General features: G+C 72.7%; 11 protein-coding genes. 8 read left to right on the forward strand and 3 right to left on the reverse strand.

The features are described from left to right. The first annotated feature begins 19 nt into the window (after positions 1–19). Positions 20–3,457 carry a cellobiose phosphorylase gene (locus SKED_RS03135; protein ID WP_012865672.1) on the forward strand — a complete coding sequence of 1,146 codons (3,438 nt, stop codon included), beginning with the start codon at positions 20–22 and terminating at the stop codon, positions 3,455–3,457. 325 nt (positions 3,458–3,782) lie between these two features. Here SKED_RS03135 and SKED_RS03140 read toward each other — a convergent pair whose 3' ends face one another. Continuing rightward, positions 3,783–4,685: a sugar phosphate isomerase/epimerase family protein gene (locus SKED_RS03140; protein WP_012865673.1), complete on the reverse strand. Its 903-nt coding sequence runs from the start codon at positions 4,683–4,685 to the stop codon at positions 3,783–3,785. Between the two features lie 313 nt (positions 4,686–4,998). On the opposite strand from SKED_RS03140, the gene SKED_RS03145 reads away from it, so the two are divergent. The 7 genes from SKED_RS03145 to SKED_RS03175 all read left to right on the forward strand — a co-directional run bounded on the left by SKED_RS03145 (position 4,999) and on the right by SKED_RS03175 (position 15,291). Further along, the gene (locus SKED_RS03145) at positions 4,999–5,787 is read left to right on the forward strand and encodes a 3-ketoacyl-ACP reductase (protein WP_012865674.1); all 789 of its coding nucleotides are present in this window, start codon (positions 4,999–5,001) and stop codon (positions 5,785–5,787) included. Continuing rightward, positions 5,759–8,122 carry an FAD-binding protein gene (locus SKED_RS03150; RefSeq protein WP_081447904.1) on the forward strand — a complete coding sequence of 788 codons (2,364 nt, stop codon included), beginning with the start codon at positions 5,759–5,761 and terminating at the stop codon, positions 8,120–8,122. Before SKED_RS03145 ends, SKED_RS03150 begins: the two co-directional genes overlap by 29 nt. Before the next feature lie 247 nt (positions 8,123–8,369). Next, positions 8,370–9,431 (forward strand): iron-siderophore ABC transporter substrate-binding protein, encoded by a 1,062-nt coding sequence (locus SKED_RS03155; protein ID WP_012865676.1) that lies wholly within the window; start codon positions 8,370–8,372, stop codon positions 9,429–9,431. Continuing rightward, the gene (locus SKED_RS03160) at positions 9,431–10,471 is read left to right on the forward strand and encodes a FecCD family ABC transporter permease (RefSeq protein ID WP_012865677.1); all 1,041 of its coding nucleotides are present in this window, start codon (positions 9,431–9,433) and stop codon (positions 10,469–10,471) included. The genes SKED_RS03155 and SKED_RS03160 overlap by 1 nt, the downstream gene beginning before the upstream one ends. Next, positions 10,468–11,583: a FecCD family ABC transporter permease gene (locus tag SKED_RS03165; RefSeq protein WP_012865678.1), complete on the forward strand. Its 1,116-nt coding sequence runs from the start codon at positions 10,468–10,470 to the stop codon at positions 11,581–11,583. The genes SKED_RS03160 and SKED_RS03165 overlap by 4 nt, the downstream gene beginning before the upstream one ends. After that, positions 11,580–12,431 (forward strand): ABC transporter ATP-binding protein, encoded by an 852-nt coding sequence (locus tag SKED_RS03170; protein ID WP_012865679.1) that lies wholly within the window; start codon positions 11,580–11,582, stop codon positions 12,429–12,431. Before SKED_RS03165 ends, SKED_RS03170 begins: the two co-directional genes overlap by 4 nt. A 157-nt stretch (positions 12,432–12,588) precedes the next feature. Beyond that, positions 12,589–15,291, forward strand: coding sequence for an RCC1 domain-containing protein (locus SKED_RS03175; RefSeq protein WP_012865680.1), 2,703 nt, complete (start codon positions 12,589–12,591; stop codon positions 15,289–15,291). Between the two features lie 320 nt (positions 15,292–15,611). Here SKED_RS03175 and SKED_RS03180 read toward each other — a convergent pair whose 3' ends face one another. Together SKED_RS03180 and SKED_RS03185 are read right to left on the reverse strand one after the other, a co-directional pair. Next, positions 15,612–16,775 (reverse strand): Gfo/Idh/MocA family protein, encoded by a 1,164-nt coding sequence (locus tag SKED_RS03180; RefSeq protein WP_012865682.1) that lies wholly within the window; start codon positions 16,773–16,775, stop codon positions 15,612–15,614. A gap of 201 nt (positions 16,776–16,976) precedes the next feature. Further along, the gene (locus tag SKED_RS03185; RefSeq protein ID WP_012865683.1) at positions 16,977–17,360 is read right to left on the reverse strand and encodes a DUF4870 domain-containing protein; all 384 of its coding nucleotides are present in this window, start codon (positions 17,358–17,360) and stop codon (positions 16,977–16,979) included. Positions 17,361–17,578: the final 218 nt, after the last annotated feature.

Genomic DNA, 17,578 nt, shown 5'->3' on the forward strand with positions numbered 1-17,578 from the left:
CCTCCGAGGGACTCCCGCTGTGAACAGCTCACCCGCCCACCCGTCCGCCTCGTCCGCCGCCGTGCTCACCACGCCGTCGAGCCCCTCGGCCCCGGTCGACCAGGTGCTCCAGGCCGGCCCGACGCGCATCGCGCTGAGCGCCACGGGTGACGTCCGCTCGATCCGCCACGGCGAGTCGACGCTCGTCAGCCAGTACAGCCCCTCGGACCACGACGCGATGGTCGGCGGCGTCTTCCTGCGCCGTCACTCCGCGCACGGCGTGCAGAGCGCACCGCTCGTCGGCGCGCACGCCTCCGGCACGTCAACCGTCTCCGACGGCGTCGCCCGCTGGGCCGGCGAGGCCCTCGGCGCGCGCTACGTCGTCACCCTCGCGCTCGACCCGGCGGGCGACCTCTGGGTGTGGCGCGTCGACCTCGAGTCGACCGACGGCACCGGCGGGACCTACGACGTGGTCGTCGCGCAGGACCTCGCCCTCGCCCCGGAGGGCATGTCGCTCAGCAGCGAGCCCTACGTCAGCCAGTACCTGGTGCACCACGTGGTCGACGGGTCGGGCGCCGGCTCGGTGCTCGCCAGCCGCCAGACGATGGCGACCGCACCGGTCCTCCCGCTCGCCGTGAGCGCGATCGTCGAGGGCGCCCGCGCGCACCTGACCGACGGGTTCTCTCTCTACGGACTCGACAGCAAGCTCGACGGGCACGCCCACGCCCTCGACACCGCCGCGTGGGACTCCCTCGTCTACCAGTACGAGCTCGCGATGCCCACGCTGCTCGGCCCGGAGCTGGACCTCTCTGAGCCCCGCACCGTGCATGCGGTGACCGCGTTCGTGCCCGACTACCGCGGCGACCTCGACGACGCCCTCGACGCCGTCCCGGACATGCTCGGGCGCGCCGTCGCGGCAGCGGCATCAGCCGGAGACCCCGGCGCTCACAGCACGGCCGACGCCTCGACCGCACCGCGGTCGCTGCTCGTCTCCGCGCCGCTGCTCGCCGGCCGTGACCTCACCGAGGACGAGCTCGTCTCCCTCGGCGCCGGCTCGGTCTTCCAGCCGGAGCGCGCGGCCGACGGCTCGCTGCTCTCCTACTTCACGGCCGACGCCACCCACGTCGTCTCGCGCGCCAAGGAGCTCGCGGTCGAGCGCCCGCACGGGCACGTGGTCAAGGCACGCACCGACGTCGCGCCCGAGGACAACATCCTCTCGTCGACCTCCTACGTCTACGGCGTGTTCGCCTCGCACGTGGTGGTCGGCAACACCTCGGTCAACCGCTTCGTGTCGGTCCAGCGCAACCACCTCAACCTGCTCCGCTCGAGCGGAGTCCGTGCCCTCGTCCAGGTGGACGGCACGTGGCAGCTGCTCGGCGTGCCCTCGGCGCTCGTCATGGACCTCGGCGGGCTCCGCTGGGTCTACGAGACGCCGGTCGGCCGCATCGAGGTCCGCACCACGGCCAGCGCCGACGACCGTGCCCTCGAGGTGCGTGTCGACTCCGAGAACCCCGTCGAGCTGCTCGTGACTGTCGACGTCGAGCTCGGCGACCACGCGTGGACGGCCGAGCCCGCGCTCGACGGCCGCGCCCTGGTCTTCACGGCCGACGCCGGGACCGACGTCGCGGCGCACTGCCCTGACCTCACCTACGTCCTCGGCTCCTCCACCGGACGCATCGGCGACGACTCGGTGCTCTTCGCCGACGGCGCCCCGCGCCGGACGGGCGTCGTCACCGTCGCCTTCGACGCGACGACCTCCGCGTCCGTCGTGCTCACCGGTGACCTCGAGGGACGCGCCCCGGCCCTCGCCGCCGCCGAGAAGACCCTCGGCTCCGCGCTCGACGTCCCCGCCGAGCTCGCGGCGCACCGCCGCTACGTCGGCGACTTCACGCGCAACCTGCACGTCGAGGGCTCGGGCCGCCTCGCCGAGGTCAACCTGCTGCTCCCGTGGTTCACGCAGAACGCGCTCATCCACTTCCTCGTGCCGCACGGCCTCGAGCAGTACTCCGGCGCCGCGTGGGGCACCCGCGACGTGTGCCAGGGACCGCTCGAGCTCAACCTCGCCTTCGGTCGCTTCGACACCGCCCGCGAGATCGTGCTGCGAGTCTTCGGCCACCAGGATGCCGACGGGACCCTGCCGCAGTGGTTCATGTTCGACGCGTACTCCGAGCGCTACTCGGACGAGGCGCACGGCGACGTCGTCGTCTGGCCGCTCATGGCGCTCGGCGAGTACCTGTCCGCGACGGGCGACACGTCGGTCCTCGACGTCGAGCTGCCGTTCTGGGACAACGCGACCCGCCAGGCCGGGACCGAGGCGGTGCCCGTCCTCGAGCACGTGCGCGCCTCGCTCGAGTACATCCGCACCCACCGCGCGCCGGGCACCCAGCTGCTCTCGTACGGCGAGGGCGACTGGGACGACACGCTCCAGCCCGCGCAGGAGTCCATGAAGGAGGAGATGGCGTCGGCGTGGACCGTCGCGCTCCTCTTCCAGGCGACCTCGACGCTGTCCGCGCTGCTGCGCGGCGGGGCGCACGACGCCCTGGCCGACGAGCTCCAGGCCGAGGCCGACGTCATCGCGGCCGAGTTCACCGACCGCCTGATGATCGACGACGTGCTCGCCGGCTACGTGGTGTTCGCCCCCGAGGGCCCGTGGCCGGTCATCCACCCGACGGACGACCGCACCGGGCTGCAGTACCGCCTCATCCCCATGACGCGCTCGATCATCGCCGGGCTGTTCACGCCCGAGCAGGTGCTGCGCCACGAGGCGCTCGTCGAGGACAACCTGCACTTCCCCGACGGCGTGCGCCTCATGGACCGCCCGGCGCCGTTCCAGGACGGGATCACCAAGTACTTCCGTCGCGGTGAGCAGGCGGCGAACGTCGGTCGAGAGATCGGCCTCATGTACACCCACGCCCACGTCCGCTACACGCAGGCCCTGGCGACGCTGGGGCGCGAGCGCCTCGTCACCGAGCTGCTGCGCATCAGCCCCGTGGGGCAGTTCGGCCGCCTGGACCACAGCGCACCGCGTCAGCGCAACTGCTTCTACTCGTCCTCCGACGCCGGCTTCACCGACCGGTACGACTTCGCCGAGAACTTCGGCAAGCTCCGTGACGGGTCCGTCCCGGTCAAGGGTGGGTGGCGCGTGTACTCCTCGGGCCCCGGCATCTACCTGCGCCAGCTGGTGCACGGTGCGCTGGGCATCACCGAGCGTGCGGGCGGCGTGGTCTTCGACCCGGTGCTCGCGGCCGAGGACGACGGCACGGAGCTCGGCATCGACCTGGCCGGCGTGCACCGCCGGGTGACCCTGCACGTGGTGGCCGGCGACGCCCCGGTCCGCGTCGAGGTCGGCGGCGTGACCGTCGAGGGCTCCGAGGTCCCCGCGCACTACCGCTCGGGCGGTCTCTTCGTCGCCACCGAGCAGCTCACGGGCGACGTCGACGTCTACGTCGGCCTCGACCGCAGCACGCTGGGAGCCTGACGCCTGACGCCTGACGCCTGACGCCTGACGCCTGACGCCTGACGCCTGACGCAAGAGCGGCGCCTGACCCACAGCACCACCTGACCCCGCGAGGTCGTACTGCAGCCCGCGAGGTCGTACAGCAGCCCGCGAGGTCGTGCAGACACGCCAGATCGGTCCCCTGGAGGGGCGGATCTGGCGTGTCTGTACGACCTGGGCAGCGGGTGTGCGACCTCGGCGGGGTGCGTGCCGCAGCATGACGACGGCCCGGTGGCCGCCTGCGCCCGAGGAGGGGACGTGCAGGTGACCACCGGGCCGTCGGTGTCTCCGGGCCGCGGCAGGCGGCTCAGAGGTACGGCTGCACGAGCGCTGCGTAGCGCTCGGCGACCGTCCGGATCACCGCGTCCCCTGCGGTGTCCCAGATCTGCTGGTTGAAGATCTCGACCTCGACGTCACCGGTGTACCCCGCTGCGGTCACCCACCGGGTGATCGTCGGGAAGTCCACGTAGCCGTCGCCCATGTACCCGCGGGACAGCAGCGGGTCGGCGGCGAGGGGGAGCAGCCAGTCGCACACCTGGTACGAGGCGATGCGTCCCTCGGCCCCGGCCCGGGCGACCTGCGCCTCGAGGTCTGGGTCCCACCACACGTGGTACGTGTCCACCACGACGCCGACCACGTCAGCCGGGTGCGGGGCGGCGAGGTCGAGCGCCTGCTTGAGCGTCGACACGACGGCGCGGTCGGCGGCGAACATCGGGTGCAGCGGCTCGAGGACGATGCGCACCCCGTGCTCGGCGGCGAAGGGTGCGAGGTCGCCGATGCGGTCGGCGACGCGCTGGCGGGTGGCGACGACGTCCCTGCCGGCGTCCCGCTCGGCGGCGTCGGTCGGCGTCCGCGCCGGCTCGCCCGGTCCAGGGTTGGCTCCCAGACCACCCACGACGAACACGAGCTCGCTAGTCCCGACCGTGGCCGCCTCGACGATCGCCGTCTTGTTGTCCTCGAGCGCGGAGGCGATGCCGGCGTCGTCGGCGGCGGTGAGGAACCCGCCGCGGCACAGCGACGACACGCGGAGCCCCGCGTCGGCGACGACCTTCGCGGCCTTGTCCGCACCGATCTCCTGGACCCGGTCGCGCCACAGCCCGACCGCGCCGTACCCGGCACGTGCCGCACCGTCGACCGCGTCGACCAGGGTGAGCCCCTTGGTGGTCGCGGTGTTGAGGGAGAGCCGGGAGAGGTCTGCACCGGAGGTCATCGTCGAGTCCGTTCGCTGAGCCGTGGCGCGCTCCTGAGGAATGCGCTTTCCGCCGAGCATAAGGAGCGCACCCTCGAAGGTCAAGCGCCCTCCCATGCTCGTGGCGCGCTCGCGCAACCCTCCGCGGAGGGTTGCGCGAGCGCGCCACGAGCATGAGGGCGTGGGAGTCGGGCGGGAGGGGGGAAGGAGAGGGAAAGCGCTTGCCGGGAGGGGTGGGGGTCTGAGAGCATCGGGGGACGCGCGGGCGTCCGGTGACCGGACGCCCTCACCCACCCTCGGGCGACGGAGCCCGGACAGACCGGAGGACGCACGCATGACCCAGGTTGCCCTTGTCACCGGCGGGAACCGCGGGATCGGGCTCGGCATCACGCGCCGGCTCCTCGCCGACGGCTACGCCGTGGCCATCCTCGCCACCCGCCCCGAGCCCACCGAGCTGCTCGACGAGCTCCGCGCCAGCGGGCCTGACGGCGGTGCTGCCCAGGTGATCTACGTGCAGGGCTCGGTCGCCGAGGTCGCCGACCACGCCCGCTACGTCGACGCTGCGCTGGAGGCCTGGGGACGCATCGACCTGCTCGTCAACAACGCAGGCGTCGCGCCGACCGTCCGTGCGGACCTGCTCGAGGCCGAGCCCGAGAGCTTCGACCGCGTGCTCGGCATCAACCTGCGTGGCCCGTACTTCCTCACGCAGCGCGTCGCCAACGCCATGATCGCGGGCCGCGGAGACGCGACCGGCGTCGACCGCCCTGTCGGCACCATCGTCAACGTCTCGTCGATCTCGGCGACCACCGTGTCGACCAACCGCGGCGAGTACTGCGTGTCCAAGGCGGGGGTGTCCATGGGGACCCAGCTCTTCGCGGCACGCCTGGCCCCCGAGGGCATCGTCGTCTACGAGGTGCGTCCCGGCGTCATCGCGAGCGACATGACCGCTGGCGTCACGGAGAAGTACGACAAGCTCTTCGCCGACGGTCTGGCGCCCATGCCGCGCTGGGGCCGTCCGAGCGACGTGGCCGGAGCGGTCGCGATCCTCGCCTCGGGACAGACGCCCTACTCGACCGGCGAGGTGTTCCACGTCGATGGCGGGCAGCACATCCCACGGCTCTGACCACACCGCCGCCACACTCTCGTACCTCTTCACCTCTCTCGGGCCGCCCGAGACCGTCCTGCCTGGAGTCACCGTGACCGCCCCCGCCACACCCCAGACGAACGACCCGAACACGCCCGCGCCCGCGCGCGACGCGGGCGACCACTCCGTCAACGCGAGCTTCGACGTCGAGACCGTGCGCGTCGCCGGCCACGACGTGCCGGTCGTCAGCGCCAACACCGTGATCGTCGGGACCGGCTCGGCCGGCTTCTGCGCCGCCGACCGCCTCTGGGAGTTCGGCCAGGAGGACGTCGTCATGGTCGCCGACAAGGTCAACGCCGGGTCGTCGCGCAACGCCGGGTCCGACAAGCAGACCTACTACAAGATGACACTCTCGGGCGGCGACGGAGACTCCGTCCGCGAGATGGCGGAGACGCTGTTCTCCGGCGGCGCCATGGACGGGGACAACGCGCTCTGCGAGGCGGCGCTCTCGGCACGCGGGTTCCTCCGGCTCTGCGAGCTCGGTGTGCCTTTCCCGCAGAACCGGTACGGCGAGTTCATCGGCTACAAGACGGACCACGACCCCCGACGCCGGGCCACCTCCGTCGGTCCGTACACCTCGCGGTCGATGGTCGAGCAGCTCGAGAAGAAGGTGCACCGCAACGGCACCCGCATCTACGACCAGTGCCGCGTGGTCGACGTGGTCACGCGCGGCATGGTGGAAGGAAGCGCGCCCGACGGTGCACCCGAGGGCGCGACGAGCGAGGTCGTCGGCCTGCTGTGCCTGCGGACCGACGTCGTCCACGACGGCTCGCAGAGCCCCTTCGTCCTGTTCCGGGCGAGCAACCTCGTCTACGCGACGGGCGGGCCTGCCGGCATGTACGCGACCTCGGTGTTCCCCAACGGCCAGTGGGGTGCGTCGGGCGCTGCGTACCGCGCCGGCGTGCACGGCAAGAACCTCACGGAGTGGCAGTTCGGCCTCGCGTCGACCAAGCCGCGGTGGAACGTCTCGGGCACCTACATGCAGGTGATGCCCCGCTTCGTGTCGACCGACACCGACGGCGGCGACGAGCGTGAGTTCCTCAGCGAGACCATCCCCGACTACGGGCGCCAGCTCTCGATGATCTTCCTTAAGGGCTACCAGTGGCCCTTCGACATCCGCAAGGCGCTCGACGGGTCGTCGCTCATCGACCTGCTCGTCTACCAGGAGACGGTGCTGCGAGGTCGCAAGGTCTACCTCGACTTCACGCGCAACCCCGTCCAGCCCGAGCTCGACCCCTCGAAGATCTCGCCGGAGGCGCACGCCTACCTCGAGAAGGGCGGTGCGCTGTTCGGCACGCCCATCGAGCGCCTCAAGCACATGAACATGCCCTCCTACGAGCTCTACCTCGGCAAGAACCCGTACGTGGACCTCGAGAAGGACTGGCTCGAGGTCGACGTGTGCGCCCAGCACAACAACGGCGGGCTCGTGGTCGACGCGTGGTGGCAGTCCAACGTCGCCGGGTTCTTCCCCGTCGGGGAGGCCGGCGGCGCGCACGGCATCTACCGTCCGGGAGGCGCGGCGCTCAACTCGGGCCAGGTGGGTGCGACGCGTGCGGCGCAGTACATCGCCGTCCGTCGGACCGACGAGCCGGTCGACCTCGCCGCCTTCGAGGCGGCGGCCGCGCCCCTCGTCGAGGAGGCTGCCGCGCTGGTGGCCAGGGCCGCAGGTCGCGTCGCGGCGGGGGAGCCGGACAACACCGGCGAGCTGCTGCGGGCCGCGAGCTCCCTCATGAGCGAGAAGGCCGGCCCGGTACGCTCGGCGCAGTCGATCACCGAGGCGCTCGCCCAGGTGACCGAGTGGCTCGCCTCGTACGAGGACCTCGTGGTGGCGGACCCGTCGAGCCGCCGGTCGGTCAACCGGACCTTCCTGGTCCGGGACATCCTCACCACGCAGTACGTGTACCTCTCGGCCATGGCGGACTACGTCGACCACGGCGGGCGCAGCCGTGGCTCGGTCCTCTACACGGACGCCTCCGGGCACCTCCCGCGGGTGGGGTTCGGCGACACCCCGGAGGCCGAGCTCGACCTGCCGGAGATCTTCCGCTTCGCGCTCGACGGCGGTGCGCTCGACGACGTGGTCCAGGAGGCCGCCTGGTCTCCGGACCAGGAGAGCGCTTCCCAGGGTGCAGCGGGTGAAATCTGGGAGGAGGCTGTGCAGGGCTCAGAGGGGCTGGCGCGGCCAGCTGCCGCAGGATCCCGGGGCGCAGCCGGGACCTGCGACTTCACCTGGCGTCCGGTGCGTCCGATCCCGGAGGACGACGACTTCTTCGAGAACGTCTGGCGCAGCTACCGTGAGAACAGGAACATCGTCTGACGCTCGTACGTCGACGACACAGACCACGACGGCTCAGGGCTCCGCAGGGGGAGGACTGGGCCGTCGTGCTGTCCCGGGCGGCGACGTCCGGCCGCTCGCCCCTGGTGGGCGTCTCGGGTTGCGCGCCTGTGGGCTAGGTCACGCGGGGGATCTCCCGGTGCTCTTCGTCGCGTGCGCAGCCGAGGTTAGGCTTACCAAAGACCTCCCGACCGGTGGTCGACCCCACCGACGTCCTCCGGAGGCACCCGTGCCCGCGACACCCCTGCAACTCCCGTCCGCGCGCCTGCGCCGGGCCCTCGTCGCCGCCACCACGGCGACCGCCGTCCTCGCCCTCGCCGCCTGCGGCTCCGACGACTCGTCCGACGAGGCCACCGGCAGCACGGCACCTGCGGCCGAGGCCGGTGCGTTCCCCGTGACGATCTCCGGGGCGCTCGGCGAGACCACCATCGAGGAGGCGCCCGAGCGCGTCGTCACCCTCGGGTGGGGAGCCTCGGACATCGCGCTGTCCCTCGACGTGGTGCCCGTCGGCATCGAGACGGACGCCTGGGCCGGTGACGAGGACGGCTACCAGCCGTGGTTCCGCGACGCCGTCGAGGCCCAGGGCGCCGAGCTGCCGACCACCATCGAGATGTACCCCGAGCTCGACGTCGAGGCCGTCATCGCGCTCGAGCCCGACCTGATCCTCGCCCCGCAGTCCGGGCTGGACCAGGCGACCTTCGACCAGCTCTCCGAGTTCACGAACGTCGTCGCGTACCCCGAGGGCCCGTGGATCACGCCCCTCGACGAGCAGGTCGAGATCGCCGCGACGGCGCTCGGCGTGCCCGACGCCGCGCAGCCGCTGCTCGACGAGATCGACACCACCCTCGCCGACGCCGCCGCCGAGCACCCGGAGTTCGCGGGCAAGACCATCGCGTACGTCGCCTCGCAGGAGCTCGGCACCCTCGCCGCCTACGTCCCCGGCGACCCCCGCGTCGACATGCTCACCGGCCTCGGCTTCGAGCTGGCCCCGTCCGTCGCCGACCTCACGGCGCCCGAGGGCCTCTTCACGGCCGACATCGGCCTCGAGAACTCCGACGTGCTCTCCGACGCCGACGTCCTGTTCACCTGGTTCAACGACGAGACCGAGCAGGCCGCGACCGAGGCCCAGCCGCTCTTCGCCTCGATCCCCGCCTTCGCCTCGGGCGCCTACGTGCCGATGGTCGACCGCCAGCTCGGCATGGCCGTGTCCGTCTCCACGCCGCTGAGCGTCCCGTGGGCCATCGACAAGTACGTCCCGATGATCACCGAGGCCGTCGCCCAGGTCGGGTGATGACAGCGCACGTCGACGCACCCGAGCAGGGCCGGACCGTCGCGTCCGGCCCTGCTCGGCCCTGGGGGCTGGGCGCCGGCCTCGTGCTCGCGGTCGCGCTCGCAGCGCTCGTCGCCGGGCTGAGCCTCGCCGTCGGCAGCAACCAGCTGCCCCTGAGCACGGTCTGGCGCGGCCTGTTCGCGCCCGACGACACCTTCGAGGCGACGGTCATCGCGTCCCGGGTGCCGCGCACCGTCCTCGGTCTGCTCGTCGGCGCCGCCCTCGCGGTGTCGGGCGCGCTCATGCAGGGCATCACCCGCAACCCGTTGGCCGACCCGGGCCTGCTCGGGGTCAACACCGGGGCCTCGGCCGCGATCGTGGCCGGGACCGTCGCCTTCGGTGCGCTCGGGCAGCGCAGCATCTTCTTCGCGCTCCCGGGCGCGTTCGTCGTCGCCGTGGTCGTCTACGCGATCGGGTCTGGCCGGACCGGCCCGACCCCGGTGCGCCTGGTGCTCGCGGGCGCGGCCATCGGCGCGGTGCTGTCGGCAGCGATCCAGGCCGTCACGCTCACCAACCCCGAGGTGTTCGACAGCTACAGGTTCTGGGTGGTGGGCTCGCTCGCCGGGCGCCCGGCCTCGACGGTCGACATGGTCTGGCCGATCATCCTCGTCGGCCTGCTCGCCGGGCTCGCGCTCGGGCGACCGCTCAACACCCTGGCCCTCGGCGACGAGACAGCCCGCGCCGTCGGCGGCAACGCCGGGCGCACCCGCCTCCTCGGGGCCCTCGTGGCGACCCTCCTCGCCGGTGCCGCGACCGCGGCCGTCGGCCCCATCGCCTTCGTCGGCCTCGCCGTGCCGCACATCGTGCGGACCATCACCGGGTCCGACTACCGCTGGCTCGTCGCGTACTGCGTCGCGCTCGGCCCCGTGCTCCTGCTCGGCGCCGACGTCCTCGGGCGCGTGGTCGCCCGGCCCGGCGAGCTCATGGTCGGGGTGGTGACCGCCTTCGTGGGCGCCCCCTTCCTCTACGTGGCCGTCCGCAGGTCCGGGAGCGGGCTGTGAACCGCCCCACCACGGTCGCCGAGGCCGTCGCAGAGCAGGCCGAGAGCGCGGGCCGGCGTGGTACGCGCCGCCTGCTCCCCGTCGTCGACGAGGGGCACCTGAGCGTGGTCGGCGTCGTCGTCCCCTGGAACCGTCGGGCGACGCTCGTCGTCACCGGTGCCCTGGTGCTCGTCCTGACGACCCTGGTCCTCTCCCTCACCCTGGGACGGCTGGGCATCGCGCTGGTCGACCTCCCCGCGGTGCTGCGCGGCGAGGGCAGCAAGACCGAGCACTTCGTGGTCTTCACCAACCGGCTGCCGCGCGCGCTCGTCGGCATCTGCGCGGGCGCGGCCCTCGGGATCTCCGGGGCGATCTTCCAGAGCGTCACCCGCAACCCGCTCGGCAGCCCCGACATCATCGGGCTCAACGCTGGTGCTGCCGCGGGTGCCGCCGCCGTGACGCTCGTCTGGCCCGGGATCCTCCCCGCGCCCGTGGGTGCGCTGCTCGGCGGGGCGGTGGCCGTCACCCTCGTGCTGCTCGGCGCCGGGCGAGGCCTGCAGGCACCGCTGCGCATGGTGGTGATCGGGATCGGTGTGGGCGCCATGTCGCTCGCCTTCGTGCAGTTCGCCATCACCCGCACCCGTCGCGAGCAGGCGCAGGAGATGGCCGCGTGGCTCAACGGCTCGCTCAACGCCCGCAGCTGGGAGCACGTGACGATCGTCGCCGTCGCGCTCGTGGTGCTCGGCGCGGCGGCGCTCGCGCTGAGCCGAGGCCTGCAGCAGGTCGAGATGGGCGACGACGCCGCCGTCGCCCTCGGTGTCCCGGCCCGGCGAGTGCGGCTGCTCGCCGTGTCCGTCGGGGTCGGCCTCGCCGCCGCCGCGGTCGTGGTCTGCGGCCCGGTGGCCTTCGTCGCGCTCGTCGCCCCGCAGGTCGCGCGCCGCGTGACGGGGTCGGCCGGGCCCGGCATGGTCGCCGCCGGGGCCACCGGCGCGCTGCTGCTCGTCGGGGCCGACCTCGTGGCCGTGCACCAGCCGTGGTTCGGCTCGCTGCCCGTCGGCGTGCTCACCGCCGGGATCGGCGGGCTCTACCTCGCCGTCCTGCTCACCCGTGAATGGAGACGTGGATCCCTGTGACTGCTACCGACACCCCGGACCCGGAGGACTCGACGTCATCGGCAGCCCCGTCGGGCGCTGCGCCGGCCGTCGCCCCCGTGCGCGGCACCGGGCTGCGCCTCGCCTACGACCAGCGGGTGGTCGTCGACGGTCTCGACGTCGAGATCCCCGCGGGGTCGTTCACCGTGATCGTCGGCCCGAACGGGTGCGGCAAGTCGACGCTGCTGCGCGCCCTCGGCCGGACGCTCACCCCGCGCGCCGGGCACGTCGACCTCTACGGGGAACCGCTCGCGTCGCTCGGCAACAAGCAGATCGCCAGGATGCTGGCACTGCTCCCGCAGACACCGGTCGCCCCCGAGGCGATCACGGTGCGCGACCTCGTGGGTCGCGGCCGCTACGCCTACCAGACGCTCCTGCGCCAGTGGTCGGCGTCCGACGGTGTCGCGGTGCGTGCCGCCATGGAGGCCACCGGGACCACCGACCTCGCCGACCGGAAGGTGTCCGAGCTGTCGGGCGGGCAGCGCCAGCGCGTGTGGATCGCGATGGTGCTCGCCCAGGACACCGACCTGCTGCTGCTCGACGAGCCCACCACCTTCCTCGACATCACGCACCAGGTGGACGTCCTCGACCTGTGCGCGCAGATGCACCGGGAGGGACGGACCCTGGTCGCGGTCCTCCACGACCTCAACCTCGCTGCCCGGTACGCGACGCACATGATCGCGATGCGCGACGGCGAGGTCGTCGCCACCGGCACCCCGCACGAGGTGGTCACGGCGGAGGGTGTCGAGGAGATCTTCGGCCTGCGCTGCCGCATCATCACCGACCCCGAGAGCGAGACGCCGCTCGTGGTCCCGCTCGTCACCCGGTGACGCCGGGCCAGCACGAGCCGGCGGGGGACGGCTGCGCGTCTGACCGTCGACGCGCAGATGTGAGCCGCGCCATACGCAGAAGGCCGTCAACCCGACGGGGGCGCCGACGGACGGTGTGAGACTTCGACGACAGCACCCTCAGGAAAGGTCGTCTGTCGTGCGCCTGGCCTCCGTCACGGTCGTCATCCTCTCGCTCTCTCTCGTCGCGAGCGCCGCGCCGGCGCAGGTCCCGGGCGCCGACCCCGCGAGCCAGACGCACCGTGACCAGGGGGACGCACCGACGGCTGGTGGGGACCACGGCTCCCAGCAGCGCGTCGCGGCTGGCTGGAACCACAGCCTCCTCGTCGACTACCACGGGCGCGTCCACGCCTGGGGCGCCAACGCGAGCGGCCAGCTGGGCGACGGCACGACCGGCAGGTCCCTCGTCCCGGTCCCCGTCGCGGTCGACGGTGCCCTCGCCGGGGTCCGCGTGGTCCAGGTCGCAGCCGGACCAGAGCACAGCCTGGCGCTGGCGGACGACGGTGCGGTCTACGCCTGGGGCAGCGGCACGAGCGGCCAGCTCGGCCACGGCTCCGTCGAGGGCTCCACCGTCCCCGTGCGCGTCGCCGGGGACCTGGACGGGCGCCGTGTCGTCCAGGTCGAGGCGGCAGGGACCGACGACGCGTCGACGAGCCTCGCCGTGGTCGACGACGGCACCGTGTACACGTGGGGGCGCAACCTCGGCGGCCGTGCCGGGCACGCCGTGGAGGACCTGGTGCTCACCGAGCCGACAGCCTTGGCCGGTGCGCTCGAGGGCCACCGTGCGGTGCGTGTGGCGGCCGGCCATGTCACCGGGGTGGCGCTGACGGCAGACGGACGCGCCTTCGCGTGGGGCTCACGCGTGAACGGCGCTGTCGGTGACGGCCTGACGTCGGGTGTCCAGCTCGGGCCGACCCCGGTCGTGGGAGGCGGTGCACTGTCGGGTGCACGGCTGGTCGACGCGGGCAGCGGGCTGCGCCGCACCGCCGTGATCGATGACGACGGTCGTGCCTACGGCTGGGGTGCGGGGGACCACGGGGCGCTCGGGACAGGTGGCACGGCCAACGCACCGACACCGGTGCTCGCCGACATGGAGGCGCTCGACCAGCTCGGTATCAGGCCCGTGCAGATCACGTCGGGCCAGAACTTCTCGGTGGTGCTCGGCGCGGACGGCAGGCTCGCGGCCTGGGGCAACGGGACCGGTGGTCAGCTGGGGAACGGTGCGTCTGCGACGTCCTGGCATGCTGTCGCGGTGGGCACCGACGGGGTCCTGGACGGTGTCGAGGTGGTACACGTCTCCGCCGGGCAGAGGCACACGGTCGCGCTGGGCCGTGACGGACAGGTCTACGCCTGGGGCCAGGGCCTGTCGGGCGAGCTCGGGAACGGGACGGGCAGAGGGTCGAACGTCCCGGTCGTGGTCGGTGCGCCCGTCCCCGTCTCGCTCGAGGTGCTGGGGCGCGCGTCGAGCGAGGCCGCCCCGCTGCTCGGCGGAGAGGGGACCGCGTGGTCGACGGTGACGGTCGCGGTCGACGACGTGCCCGTCGGGTCGGCGCGGGTCGGGGGCGACGGACGGTGGTTGCTGCGGGTCCCGCACGTGCTCGCGCTCGGCGACCGGGCCATCACCGCGTCGCAGGGGTCTGACGGCTCGGCTGCGACGACCGAGGTCGGGGTGGTGGGCCACGCGCTGACCGCGTGGGGCGCGGGCGCCGACGAGGGCGTCCTCGGCGAGCTGGAGGACCTCCGAGACCGCCGGGTGGTCCAGGTCGCCAAGAACGCGGTGAACGTCGACTTCGAGGTGGCGCTGACCGGGGACGGGGCGGTGCTCGCCCGTGGCACCGACACCCACGGGCAGGTAGCCGTACCCCCGGACCTCGACGCAGGTGTCGTGCAGGTCGCCGCGGGGGAGACCTTCGCGCTGGCGCTCACGGGCGAGGGGACGGTGGTCTCGTGGGGCGACCCGTCGCTGGCGGTCCCTCCCGCGCTCGGGGGTCGCCGGGCCGTGCAGGTCGCGGCTGCCGCGCGCACCGCTTACGCGCTCCTCGACGACGGGACGGTGGTCGCCTGGGGCGAGGACGGCGACGGGCAGGCCCGTGTCCCGGACGGGGTCGAGAGCGTGGTCCAGGTCGCCGGGGGTGGGCGGTTCGCCGCCGCGGTGACTGCCGGTGGGCTCGTCCGCGCCTGGGGTGCGGGCGAGGCGGGCCAGCTGGACGTGCCTACCGAGGTCCAAGGGGAGGCGGTCGCCGTCGAGGCGGGGGACGACTTCGTGGTGGCGCGACTGCAGGGCGACAGGGTCGCGGTCTGGGGGCAGGGGGCTCAGGGTCAGCTCACGGTGCCCGACGAGGTGCAGGGACGGGTGGAGGGCGTCGGAGCCGGCCTCGACGTCGCCATGGTGACCACGGCCGAGGAGGGCGTCGTGGCGTGGGGATCCCACGAGCACGGTCTCCTCGACCTGCCCGGGGCGATCGAGCTGCAGCGCGTCGTGCAGGTGAGCGCGGGCAGGGTCCGTGGTCTCGCGGTGGTCGACCTCGTCACGGTCGACTCGCCGGCCGACGGCGCGCTCGCCTGGTCCGGGGAGCCGCTCGTGGTCGACGGCAGAGCGGCTCCGGACACCGTCGTGACGCTCTCGCGAGCTCTCGACGACGTCGACGCCGAGGTCTCGGAGGTCGCCGTCGGGTCCGACGGGAGGTGGTCGCACGTCGTCTCCGAGCGACCGGACGAGGGCGTCCACACCGTCGTCGTCACCTCGGCCGCGGGAGCCGTCCACGAGTCGTCGGTCGTGGTCTCCCGCGCACCCGACGCTGTCCTGCAGGTGACACCCCGGGCCACCTACGGCGGAGGCTGAGCGACACCTCGCCCGCGGTACGGGTCTAGGTTGGTCTCAGACCGCCGACGCCGTCGCGCCTGCGCGGACCGCCGACGCAGAGGAGGTCTCCCGTGAACCTCGCCGACCAGGTCGCCGCAGTGCAGAGGTCAGTACTCACCCACGGAGAGGTGCACGACATCGTGCTCGCCCGCACCTTCGCGGTCGCCCCGGGCGAGGTGTGAGCGCCGCCGCAACACAGCAGGACGCCTCACTCCTGCTGGGGTGAGGCGTCCTGACGGTGCGGTCGTGCGGCGCGACTCCGAGTCTGGGCCTCGGCGAGTGCCGTCGACCAGCGCGGGTCAGAGCGAGATGGTCGGGACGTCCAGGGTGCGGCGCTCGGCGGAGGACTGCAGGCCGAGCTCGGCGAGCTGGACGCCGCGGGCGGCGGACAGCAGCCCGAAGCGGTGCTCGCGGCCGGCGACGACGTCGCGGAGGAACTCTTCCCACTGGGCCTTGAAGCCGTTGTCGAGGTCGCCGTTCGCCGGGACCTCGAGCCACTGGTCGCGGAAGGACTCGGTGACCGGCAGGTCGGGGTTCCACACGGGCTTGGGGGTGTGGGCGCGCTGCTGCGCGACGCACTTGTTGAGCCCGGCCACAGCGGAGCCGTGCGTGCCGTCGACCTGGAACTCGACGAGCTCGTCGCGGTACACGCGCACGGCCCACGACGAGTTGATCTGCCCGACGACCTGGTCGCCGCCCGGGGTCTCGAGCTCGAAGATGCCGTAGGCGGCGTCGTCGGCCGTCGCGGCGTACTCCGACCCCTGCTCGTCCCAGCGGGTCGGGATGTGCGTGACCGTCGTGGCGTTGACCGACTTCACGGTCCCGATGATGCCCTCGAGGACGTAGTTCCAGTGGCAGAACATGTCGGTGGTCATGCCACCGCCGTCCTCCTTGCGGTAGTTCCACGAGGGGCGCTGCGCGGCCTGGGTCTCGCCCTCGAACACCCAGTAGCCGAACTCACCGCGGATCGAGAGGATGCGGCCGAAGAAGCCCTCGTCGACGAGGCGGCGGAGCTTGACCAGCCCCGGCAGGTAGAGCTTGTCGTGCACGACGCCCGCGGTGATGCCCGCCTCCTGCGCGATGCTGGCCAGCTCGACGGCCTCGTCGAGGGTCTCCGCCGTGGGCTTCTCCGTGAAGATGTGCTTGCCGGCCTTCATGGCCTTGCGGAGGGTCTCGGCACGCAGGCTGGTCATCGACGCGTCGAAGACGATGTCCACGGTCGGGTCGGAGATCGCACCGTCGAGGTCGGTGGTCCAGTGCTCGACGCCGTGCAGCGCTGCGAGCTCTTTGATCTTGGCCTCGTTGCGCCCGATGAGGATCGGCTCGACCTGGACCTTCGTGCCGTCCTCGAGGGTGAACCCGCCCTGGTCGCGGATCGGCAGGATCGAGCGGAGCAGGTGCTGGCGGTATCCCATGCGGCCGGTGATGCCGTTCATGGCGATGCGGAGGGTGCGGGTGGTCATCAAGAGTCTCCGGGTGTGTCGACGCGACGGTGGGCCAGCGGCGTCGTCGCCGCTGCGGCCGTGGCAAGAGCTGCAACGGAATGCGCTTTCCAGAATAGGGAGACGCGATGCCGTCGTCAAGGGGAAGGGCATCGACCGGCCTCGGACGTACGGCGGGCCCCGGCCGCGCCCGAGGGCGACGGCCGGGGCCCGCTCGGAGCGCTACTTGATGATCTGGACGTCCACCGGGTACGTCGTCGCCCGGCGCTGGTTGACGGCCTGGAAGTTGGTGTAGCCGAAATAGATCGACAGGACCCAGAGCGCGAGCCACGTGAGGTACCCGATGAGCACGATCATGAGGACGTACGAGACCACGTAGCCGACCGTGACGAGCAGCTGGAAGTTGAGCGCCCGCTTGGACTCTGCCGCGACGTAGCCGCTGCGGTCCTTGTACACGAGCCAGATGACGAGCGGTGCGAGGAAGCCGAGGATCCCGCCGAGCAGGTGGCTCAGCCCGGCCCACTGCTGGGCGTCGGCGTCCGACAACGGAGGCTGCGGTGTGCCTGCCGCGGGGGGCGGGGGTGACTGCGGGGGGTAGTCGCTCATGGTCGTGCCTCTCTCCGGGCGCCGGGGCGCGTCGTCGCGGCAGACGGTGCCCGCTCTCGGATCGTAGCGCCGGGGCTACCGCCGCGACCAGAGGTCGACCAGGCTGTCCCACCCCCGAGGTCGCACGAACGACGACGAGGTCGCACCGACACGCCGGGGGGCCCGTGCTGGGCCTGGTCTGGCGTGTCGGTGCGACCTCGTGCGTGGTGGTGCGACCT

The sequence above is a fragment of the Sanguibacter keddieii DSM 10542 genome (assembly GCF_000024925.1).
GTDB lineage: Bacteria > Actinomycetota > Actinomycetes > Actinomycetales > Cellulomonadaceae > Sanguibacter > Sanguibacter keddieii.

Bases quoted from the DNA above. Each gene is read 5' to 3' on its own strand.
- SKED_RS03140 (WP_012865673.1), bottom strand. From the start codon at position 4,685: ATGACCTCCGGTGCAGACCTCTCCCGGCTCTCCCTCAACACCGCGACC.
- SKED_RS03145 (WP_012865674.1), top strand. From the start codon at position 4,999: ATGACCCAGGTTGCCCTTGTCACCGGCGGGAACCGCGGGATCGGGCTC.
- SKED_RS03150 (WP_081447904.1), top strand. From the start codon at position 5,759: ATGGCGGGCAGCACATCCCACGGCTCTGACCACACCGCCGCCACACTC.
- SKED_RS03160 (WP_012865677.1), top strand. From the start codon at position 9,431: ATGACAGCGCACGTCGACGCACCCGAGCAGGGCCGGACCGTCGCGTCC.
- SKED_RS03180 (WP_012865682.1), bottom strand. From the start codon at position 16,775: ATGACCACCCGCACCCTCCGCATCGCCATGAACGGCATCACCGGCCGC.
- SKED_RS03185 (WP_012865683.1), bottom strand. From the start codon at position 17,360: ATGAGCGACTACCCCCCGCAGTCACCCCCGCCCCCCGCGGCAGGCACA.